At 53.8% G+C, this 9,027-nt stretch carries 12 protein-coding genes; 1 reads left to right on the forward strand and 11 read right to left on the reverse strand.

What is annotated here, in order from left to right; all coding sequences use genetic code 11:
• The first annotated feature begins 181 nt into the window (after positions 1–181).
• Positions 182–355, forward strand: a complete 174-nt coding sequence (locus tag FDP13_RS21700) for a hypothetical protein (protein ID WP_156128033.1) — start codon at positions 182–184, stop codon at positions 353–355.
• On the opposite strand, the gene guaD is transcribed toward FDP13_RS21700, so the two are convergent.
• The 11 genes from guaD to FDP13_RS17690 form a co-directional block, all read right to left on the reverse strand.
• Complete coding sequence (guaD, locus tag FDP13_RS17640; protein ID WP_143840033.1) at positions 304–1,644, reverse strand: guanine deaminase; 1,341 nt, start codon at positions 1,642–1,644, stop codon at positions 304–306. The genes FDP13_RS21700 and guaD overlap by 52 nt on opposite strands.
• 511 nt (positions 1,645–2,155) lie before the next feature.
• Positions 2,156–2,347, reverse strand: a complete 192-nt coding sequence (locus tag FDP13_RS17645) for an ogr/Delta-like zinc finger family protein (RefSeq protein ID WP_012769529.1) — start codon at positions 2,345–2,347, stop codon at positions 2,156–2,158.
• A gap of 95 nt (positions 2,348–2,442) precedes the next feature.
• Complete coding sequence (locus FDP13_RS17650) at positions 2,443–3,618, reverse strand: contractile injection system protein, VgrG/Pvc8 family (protein ID WP_143840034.1); 1,176 nt, start codon at positions 3,616–3,618, stop codon at positions 2,443–2,445.
• Complete coding sequence (locus FDP13_RS17655; RefSeq protein WP_038927221.1) at positions 3,615–4,109, reverse strand: phage tail protein; 495 nt, start codon at positions 4,107–4,109, stop codon at positions 3,615–3,617. Before FDP13_RS17655 ends, FDP13_RS17650 begins: the two co-directional genes overlap by 4 nt.
• Positions 4,110–4,119: 10 nt before the next feature.
• Complete coding sequence (locus FDP13_RS17660) at positions 4,120–5,208, reverse strand: hypothetical protein (RefSeq protein ID WP_143840035.1); 1,089 nt, start codon at positions 5,206–5,208, stop codon at positions 4,120–4,122.
• Complete coding sequence (locus tag FDP13_RS17665) at positions 5,201–5,320, reverse strand: GpE family phage tail protein (RefSeq protein ID WP_012769533.1); 120 nt, start codon at positions 5,318–5,320, stop codon at positions 5,201–5,203. Before FDP13_RS17665 ends, FDP13_RS17660 begins: the two co-directional genes overlap by 8 nt.
• A 32-nt stretch (positions 5,321–5,352) precedes the next feature.
• Complete coding sequence (locus tag FDP13_RS17670) at positions 5,353–5,643, reverse strand: phage tail assembly protein (RefSeq protein ID WP_012769534.1); 291 nt, start codon at positions 5,641–5,643, stop codon at positions 5,353–5,355.
• 59 nt (positions 5,644–5,702) lie between these two features.
• Positions 5,703–6,221, reverse strand: coding sequence for a phage major tail tube protein (locus tag FDP13_RS17675; protein WP_013318224.1), 519 nt, complete (start codon positions 6,219–6,221; stop codon positions 5,703–5,705).
• A gap of 14 nt (positions 6,222–6,235) precedes the next feature.
• Positions 6,236–7,405, reverse strand: coding sequence for a phage tail sheath protein (locus FDP13_RS17680; RefSeq protein ID WP_012769536.1), 1,170 nt, complete (start codon positions 7,403–7,405; stop codon positions 6,236–6,238).
• 216 nt (positions 7,406–7,621) lie between these two features.
• Positions 7,622–8,233: a tail fiber assembly protein gene (locus tag FDP13_RS17685; protein WP_143840036.1), complete on the reverse strand. Its 612-nt coding sequence runs from the start codon at positions 8,231–8,233 to the stop codon at positions 7,622–7,624.
• A 2-nt stretch (positions 8,234–8,235) separates the two neighbouring features.
• A complete protein-coding gene (locus FDP13_RS17690) occupies positions 8,236–8,820 on the reverse strand; it encodes a phage tail protein (protein ID WP_143840037.1) in 585 nt (194 codons plus the stop codon).
• Positions 8,821–9,027 lie beyond the last annotated feature (207 nt).

Raw genomic sequence — 9,027 nt, forward strand, 5'->3', positions numbered from 1 at the left:
CTTATGGTGCCGGGTAATAATGGCTGTTAGCGCCGCCCAAAGCGGAACTCAGCGGATATCGCCATCCCGCAGTTGGCCTGAACGCTTGTCCGATAATATTCAAGAATAGTTATCGGTAAGTAACCGCAGGCCAGTTGGTTTTTTTTATGCGTCGGCGGGCTTTTTTTATGGAATGTGCGGTATGTCACTTTTTGGTAACATCTTCTTCGTGTGTTTTATCGCCAGTCAGGCCGGTAAGACGATGGCCTCCGTGGCGGAAAAACCGGGCGCAATCATCGGTATTACGCCCGGCGATAGCGTGATTTATGCGAAGAGTGAGCTGTCCGCCTGCCTGCAATCCGCGTTATCACGGTGATAAACACACTCGCCGTGTACATAAGTCGCGCTGATGTTTCTGTCGTCGCCTTGCATCATCAACGCGAACAGCCGTGAGTCCAACGAGGTGGATTGTTGCTGGCGCAATCGCTGTAGTGGAGTGGCGGCCCAGTCGAGTACGACGAAGTCGGCCATTTTGCCCGGCAGAAAATTACCCAGTTGATCATCCAACGACAGGGCGGCGGCGGCACCCAGCGTCGCCTGATACAACCCTTCGCGAGCAGACAGTTTTTCCCCCTGCAATTGCTGTACTTTGTAACCGTCGCTGAGGGTTTGCAGCAATGACAGGCTGGTGCCGGCACCGACATCCGTTCCCATCCCGATGCGGATGCCGGCGGCTTTTAGCGGGTGCAGCCGGAACAGACCGCTGCCCAGAAACAGATTGGAACTGGGGCAAAACGCCACGGCGGAGTGACTGTGCGCCAGCGTATGGATCTCATCCGGCTGCAGATGAATCGCGTGGGCAAAGACGGAACGGCGCCCGGTCAACCCGTGGTGGTGGTAAACATCGAGATAATCTCGCCGTTCGGGAAACAGCGATTTAACCCAGGCGATTTCATCCGGGTTTTCGCACAGATGAGTGTGCAAATAGACGTCCGGATATTCCCGCAATAGTCGGCCGGCCAACGCCAGTTGCGCTGGGGTGGACGTCGGGGCAAAGCGTGGCGTGACGGCATAACGCAGCCGCCCGCGGCGATGCCATTTTTCAATCAGCGCTTTGCTCTCGTCATAACTTTGCTGCGCGGTATCGCACAGATCGTCCGGCGCATGTCTATCCATCATCACTTTGCCGGCGATAAGACACATGTGTTTATCTTCAGCGGCGCTGAACAGCGCATCAACCGATTGTGGATGTACTGTGGCAAACACCAGCGCGCTGGTGGTGCCGTGACGCAGCAGTTCTTGAATGAAAAAGGTCGCGCGCTGCCGGGCGTATTCTTCATCGGCGAACTTGCGCTCGGTGGGAAAGGTGTAGGTATCGAGCCAGGACAGTAGCTGCTCGCCGTAACAGGCGATCATCTCCGTCTGGGGGAAATGGATATGCGTATCGATAAATCCCGGCATCAACAAGCGGCCGCGGTAGTCAATCACGGTCATCGCCCGGCGATCCGTTTCTGTGAGGGCGTCGTACGGCACCGCATCCAGAATGCGCCCATCACGCACCAACAACAGGCCATCGTCGATAAAACGAGCGGCCTGCGGGTCATACAACGGGTCGGCGATAAAATGTAACAAACTGGCGCGATAAGCTCGGGTCGTTTCCGTCATGTGTCTTCTCCCTGCTGAGGAACAGGAAACCATGGGTTCAATCCCATAACGCCTTTCCTGCTCTCGTGTTATTCAAAGCGGTGTTAGCGTCTGATTTTTGATGGTGAAAGGAGGGAAGGGCACCATCGTCACGGCAGGATTCATCCCTTGCGGCGTTGCCGGGCCTGTTGGCCGGACTCATCGCAGCAAGTGACTGAAAATCAGTAAAAGCAGAGAGATACTAAGAGTCGGCGGCGGTCAGCGTCAATAATACGTTTTTTCTATGGCGTGTGGATTCGTCATGGAAAACACTTTTTGTGTATCCAATATATAAAAAACCCCGCCGGGAGGCGGGGAAAGACGGTCAGAAAAGTAAGGAAACACGGAGGGAGTGCGGAATATACCCGTCATACTTCAAGTTGCAGGTGTGTTGGCTGCGTTCGTTCACCCGAATCACTTACTTGGGTAAGTTCATCGGGATTCTCTCTCTTGCCGCCTTCCTGCAACTCGAATTATTTTGGGTATAACTGGGTTACTTGCGTTCGCCGTCGACCGGTTCAGTCTTGCCTGGCACCATGATGGAGCGGGTAATCGCCTCCATCGTGACAAAAGTGTGGCCACAGTTGACGTTGGTGCACTGGTGGTAACGCTCCTTGGTATTTTCAGACAGGTAGCGGCTGGAACGGGCATGAGCGGAATGACGGCACAAAGGACAATGCATCATGTTGAAATCACCTTATGTGTACGGGTTAGTTAAACATCTTACACACATGGTACTGCATTGAATTCGAATTTGCAAATTCAAATTCGAAAAGTGATTCATTTGGCCGTGGCGTTATCAACAACGCCGTAACTAATGTCGTAAGCGACATCCAGCATCGACGCTTCCAGCTCAATCGCCGTGGTAAAACCACTACCGGCGATAGTGTGAGTCAGGCGCTTGATAGTCCACTGACGATCGTCAATCACTTGCTTGAATCCTTTCAGACTCACCAGTGCGCCAGGCTTCAGGTTCTCCATGCCCCGTGCCAGCGAAATCGAGAACGTCACCGTGCCGCGCTGGGTTTCACGCCATTTACTCACCGCTGCCTGCGTGGCCTCATCCTGGCTGGAGTAGGTGGTTTGTAGCGTTTGCTGGCTGTCTTCTTCACCGGCCAGATAATCGGCAGTCGACAGTTCGGACGGTTGGGTAGCCGATTTGGAGCTGGGGTGTGACGTTGACGCCTTCGCCTGCGTTTTACGTTGACGGCTAATCTTCACAGTATGTGTTTTTGCGTCGCGGCTATCATGCCAGTTGGCGGTGATTGAGGTATTAGCAATGCGATCGGCAATAGTGAAACTGTGTGAGTCGCCATCACGACGTTCGATGAGGTAAGTCGCAGTCTGTTGGCCGTCGGCGGTTGTCCCCGAGCCTGCAATAAAGAGTCGCAATGTGTCGCTTTTTATCGCTACTGTGCCGCTGTATTTTCTGGCCAGACGGCAGAGAAATGACAAGTCGGACTCTTTGGATTGGTTTTCGTGCACAATCGGTGTATTAACCAACGATGTTTCGATTGACGCCATCAGGCTGTAGCGCTCCGCAATCGTCCGGGCGATATCGCCCAGCGTGGTCGCATTATAGGAACCATCACGCGGCGTGTTGAGGTCGCCGCGAAAATTAACGCTACGGGCGCTGAGGGTAATTCTGTCCGGTGCTCCGCTGTGACTGACCTGGTCAACCACAAAGGTGCCTTTGTCCTCCAGCGCTTTACCCTTCCAGCCGATTTTAACGCTGATTTTCTCTCCGCGTTTGGGCATCTGCACTTTGCCGTCGCTGTCGTCGATATCCAGCGAGAGCTGGTCGGATTCGAACCCCATGACATCGTGCAGTGACAGCGAAATGAGCCGCTGGCTGAGGTTGCGGGTCGTCTGGGTATTACCTGATGAATCCTTCAGCGTTATCTGATAGTCCGGCGCAAGCTGGTCGGCAATACCAATGCGGTTATTTACTATCACGAGAAGACACCCCCGATGGCGGCTTTGGCGGACGCGATAGCCGGTGTAATTTGCTGGTTGTACAAATCGGTAGCCTGTTGGCTGAGGTCGCCAAACATGGCTATCAGCGATTCATCGACACGCGTCAGATTAATCGAGAATTCGATACGTTTGGCGCTGCCGTCGGAGAAGAATTCCGTATTGGTGTGTTGCAAACTTTCAACGACATACATGCCGTAAATGGTGCCGCTGCCCTCGATCAGCGGCCAGGCACGTCCTGTCCCGGCCATCAGCTCCAGCGCCGACAACGAGAGTTTGCTGAACTTGCCGTTAATTTCAGGGCACAGCACGCCATTAAGACTAATGGTTTCGTTACCTTGCCCCAAAAACTGTTGCGCAGGGCGCAGACCGATACGGCCGTTGCTAGCCCAGCGATAATTAACATTACGACTGAGGGTGCTGTACGGCAGTGTTTGCAATTGAAATACAAATAAACCCAGTGCAAGCATCATCATATTATCCTCATGAAATAAGGTTAGAGGTCATCGAGTTGTAGGAATAGGCGCTACTATTCGGGCTGTATTTTCTCAGTGCCTCTTCGATGTATTGCTTAATCACGTCGAGGTTACTGTTTTCGGGTACGGTAATAGTGATGTTATTGACCACGCGCTGGTCAAAATAACGTTGTGATGAATTTGGCGAGAGCGCGTTGTAATGGCCGTTCGTCATGTCAGACTGCAAACTGGCGTGGTTTTCCACGTTGCTTTGGTTCATCAGACCCGGCTGGTTGAGCAATTGCATTGCGGATCCTGAGAGCGCCTGCAAATTATCAAACCCGCCCTGAAGCGCCTGGCTGCCATCACCGTCATCCAGATCCGCATTACTTAAGGCGGATATCATCATGCTGGTCTCTTCCGTACCGACGAATGACTCCTGGGCGGCGCCGGTGAGGGCGCTCAGTCCTTCGGCGCCGTTCTGCAATGTTGCGCCAGTCCCCATCTGCGCCAGGAGGTTGGTCGGCAGATTGAGGCTTTGTTGCGCGTTCAGCAATGACGTGACATTGCCTGGCAGAGCGGCGGAAGCCAGTCTGGCGGAAGGGACCAGACCGGCGATATGTTGTTGTGCCTGCATGGCGGCAGCGGCGGATAAATAGATGCTGTTGACGCCGTCACTGGCCTGGGCAATAAGCGATTGCGTCACGCCTGCGCTCGGGTTTTGACCTGAGAGAGGGAGGCCGCTACTGTTGGTTTGTGACAAATGGTGGGCATTTTTCAATGCCGCATACGTTGGGTTCAGCGCTGCGGTGATGGTATCGAACCGCCTGGCGAGATTACCCAACATCCCCAGTTGTGCGGCGGCAGAAGTCCTGCCGCCTTTTTTGCCGCCGGATCGGGTGCTTTTCTGCGCACCGGCAACGGTTGATGTGCCACTGTTGGCGAGTTGACCGGCTTTGTTCAAGAAATCCAGCAATACGCTGTTGATTTTATTCAAATACACATTGTCTCGCAGCGGTGAGAAAATGCTGTTGTCCGGAGCGTTGTTGCGCTGTGCTGCCGCAGACCCTGAACCTGGGGAAGTTGATGGCTTAGGCATCGTCTTTTGATTAGGCATAGTCTTGTCCACTTCGTTGTAGCGCCCGGCCACGCCAGTTAATCAACTCTGCCAGGCTCATGGGGAAAAGTTCTGATGGCGGCCAGTGGAACACTACCGCAATATCCGCCATCAGGTCGTCAACCGTGAGGCTCGGTGGGGGCGTTAGCGAACCGAGCCCGGTGATAAAAAACTGATCACCTTACCGGCGAATTCGAGCAGATCAGGCAGTTCCAGCCCCATTACGTCCGCTTCGGTCAAGGCCGGGTAGGTGATACGCGGCAGCAATTTAATCAACGCTTCCACGTCGGCGCTGGCCAGTGCCGCCAGACCGATGCCGCGCAGGGTGCCTGCCGTTGGCGTCAGTAGCGTAATTGCGTCGATCACGGTTTCTCCGCGTTTAATCGGGGCGTTCAGGGTAATCACGTGGTGTTGTGCAGTGTTTTCAGCCGTCATAATAAAGACTCCCGTTTATCAATAAGAATGGCCAGCCGTAGCTGGCCATGAAGCGGTCATTACAGACCGATATTGCGGCGGTGCTGTTCCAGACGGTCAACGCCGTTAACTTTTTCGATCATGTTGATGGTGTCGATTTCAATCATGTCGACGCCGTCAATGATCAGTTTGTAGTAGGTACACTGGGTGGAAACACGAACATCGGTTTCTTCGCCTTGCTTGGATTCGCCGCTGTCAATCGACTTGTGGCGGCCGCGCAGGACGATTTCGACGGCGGTGATGTCACCGGTGTCGTCACGCTGGTAAGAACCGGCGAAACGCAACGGAACCGCATCGGCGCCCGGCAGAGCGTACTGGCTCCAGAAGGCGCTGTCCGGCAGGCCGCCCATGTTCCATTCCATTACCAGCGCATCGTTGTCCAAACCGAAATCCACCGGCGCGGAACCTTGCATACCGCCGCCGCGGTAGTTTTCCAGTTTGCGGGTCAGTTTCGGCAGGGTGACGGAATGCACCTGGCCCATGTAGCTCATACCGTCGTTGAACAGGTTGAGATATTTAAGTTTACGTGGCAGTGCCATGAGTCAGTCGCTCCTTAGCTGTTAACGGATGCAGCCAGGTTCACCAGATACTTGTCGGTGATACGCTGACGCAGCGTGAGGTTTTCCAGTGGCGGTACCGGGGTGTACTCGTAGTCGATGTACAGCTTGCCGGCCTTCAGCGTTTCTTTATCGTTGGCGCTTTCATCGAACCAGCAGTCGGCGTCGATGATGTAGCCGTTGGATTTCAGCTCGCGGAATTTCGCCTTGATACCCTCGATGATGTCGCGGATCAGGGTGGCGGTTACCGGTTTGTCGACCGCCCACATGTGCGCTTCAGCCATGGTGTCGGCCAGTACCTGCGCTGTGCGGGTATAGTTTTCGAACAGGAACAACGGATCATCGGAACAGGTACGGTTACCCCAGAAACGGAAACCGTCTTTACGCACCAGCGTGGTTACGCCGGCTTCGTTCAGCAGGTCGGCATCGCTGCCGATGGTCTGCAGGTCCCAGTAGACGCTGGCGGAGATGCCGGTCACGCCGTTGACGCCGACGTTGGACAGGGTTTTGTGCCAGCCGGTTTCCTGGTCGATTTTGGCGCGCAGGCCCAGTGCACGCGCGGTGGCATAGGCCTTGGCGCTGGCATTGGTCGCGGTGTTCCAGGCGATAAAGTCCGGCCAAATCACCATCAGTTCGCGCTGGCTAAAGTTACCGCGGTATTTGATGGCATCGGACAGGGTTTTACAGCCATAAGCGCTCACGTAACCGAAGGCGCGCAGTGACTGACAGATTGCGGCCAGCGCGGTGGCGACAGGCTGGGAATCCAGCCCCGGAACGCCGAGGATACGCGGCTTCACGCCAGTGACGGCCTGAGCGTCCAGCAGGGCTTTCATGCCGGTGTATTTACCGTTGGCATCGGCACCGCCGATGATGTTGGACACCGTTTCAGCCTCATTGGCGCCTTCAGCTACGCGAACGACTACCGTAACCGGTTTGGTCTGGTCGCCGATGGCCTGCAACGCGGCAGCCAGGGTCCCGGTTTTACCGGCTTTGCCTGCGGCGGTCAGCACATCGGTAATCAGTACCGGTGTATTCAGTGGAAAAGTGGCGGCGTCAGCATCCGGTCCAGTACAGACCATACCGACGATCGCGGTTGATACAGTTGAAATGACGCGGGTACCGTCGTTGATTTCGACGACCTGCGTACCGTGATGAAAATCACTCATCAAGAATGTCTCCTGTTGTGGGGTGCGAGTAATAGTGCCTTGTTGCAAAACAGAAGGCATTCGAATGGGGTTTGGTATGAGATGGCACAACAGGGGAAGGGCTTACCCTAATATTTTTTAATAAAAACAATGAATTGATGAAATAAAAAATGCCGTTGATTTAACAACGGCATCTGTCGTGTCGGCGCAACAGGATGCGCGAATTAAACAAATGGATCAGGCCGGCATAGCAGGCCAGTCGATGGAGGGAGCGGTAGAGACATCCACCCGATTCAACAGCACCAGATAGGTTTTCCAGTCTTTCAGTGCCTGAGTTTCCTGCTCGTTCGCCATATTCAGTTCAACGGCGTACTGCAGTACGGTTAAACGTTTTTCCGCCTGGGCCAGGTAACTCGCCTGTTGCTGCTGAGCGGCAGTGAGCTGAGCGGCCTGTTCCGCCTTTTCATCCGTTACCCAGTTGTCACCTTGCCAGACATCATAGTCGTTTTTCGGCGGCAACAGCGTCAGGGCATCGGGCAGGGCACCCGGCTGCGTGACCTGGGTAGGCTGCCGCGTTTGTTTATCGTAGGCTGTCTGCCCACGATAATCGACAATACTTTCCCAGCTCAAACCGTCCTGACTGCGTACGACAGTCTGGCCGGCTTGAAGGGTCGGCGGCGTATCGATGAAACTGTGTGCCGGAATACCCACGCCTTCCATCAAATATTCCCGGGTGCTGCCGATATATTCCCGCGTTTGCGGTTCAATATGGTAGACCTGAATATATCCACTGCTGATACTCAGCCCCTGTTCATTCAGCTGAATCATATTTTCAGTTTGTGTTGTCATGATTAACCTGCCTTAACGATATAGCTGAAGGCGATATTGCGCGGGCGAGTTTCATTTCCACCCGTTAACGAGGTTAACTCGCGTGATGTTGAAACACCGGATTGACTGAAATCTTCAATACTGGCGCTTGGCTGATCATTTGCATATCCATAAACCGCTCCATTCCACTTGACGGGATCAGAGACGGGCATCATGTGGTTATGTGATTCAAGCATTCCAGCCTGTATGCTTAGAATCTGGCGATTGGTATCGATACCACGTCCATCATCCCAACCACGAATAAATTCGCCGCGCAGGTCCGGCAAGGTGCCGGCAGGATATAGTTTTGCCAGTTGCGGATATTTTGCGGTATCAAATGTCTGGCCATTACATTTCAGCCAGCCTTCCGGTGCTTCTGCCAACGGCCAGGGTTGCGGAATCCCGACCAAATCTTTCAACCCATCGGTTGTGGTAGGGGTAGTCGCAGGGGTATCCTGGCACTTGCAGCATCCAAGCGAAATGCTGCCGATATTAATTGGGCTGTTTTTATACAGGTTCTCCTTGCCCAGAATCAGGTCAAGTGAACAGGGGGAATTATTTTTTTCCATGTGTTTTCTCTCAATGTTAATTTATTAACGCACGTTATATCGCGCCATTTATTATTTGATGAAAACACTGGCTACGCATTCCCACTGTGTTGTGTGAAGAATGATAAAGCCGGTGATGGCTTTATCATTTTATACCCGTCATACTTCAAGTTGCAGGTGTGTTGGCTGCGTTCGTTCACCCGAATCACTTACCTGAGTAAGTTCATC

It is taken from the genome of Dickeya sp. ws52 (genome assembly GCF_007210685.1).
Taxonomy (GTDB): Bacteria; Pseudomonadota; Gammaproteobacteria; order Enterobacterales; family Enterobacteriaceae; genus Dickeya; species Dickeya chrysanthemi.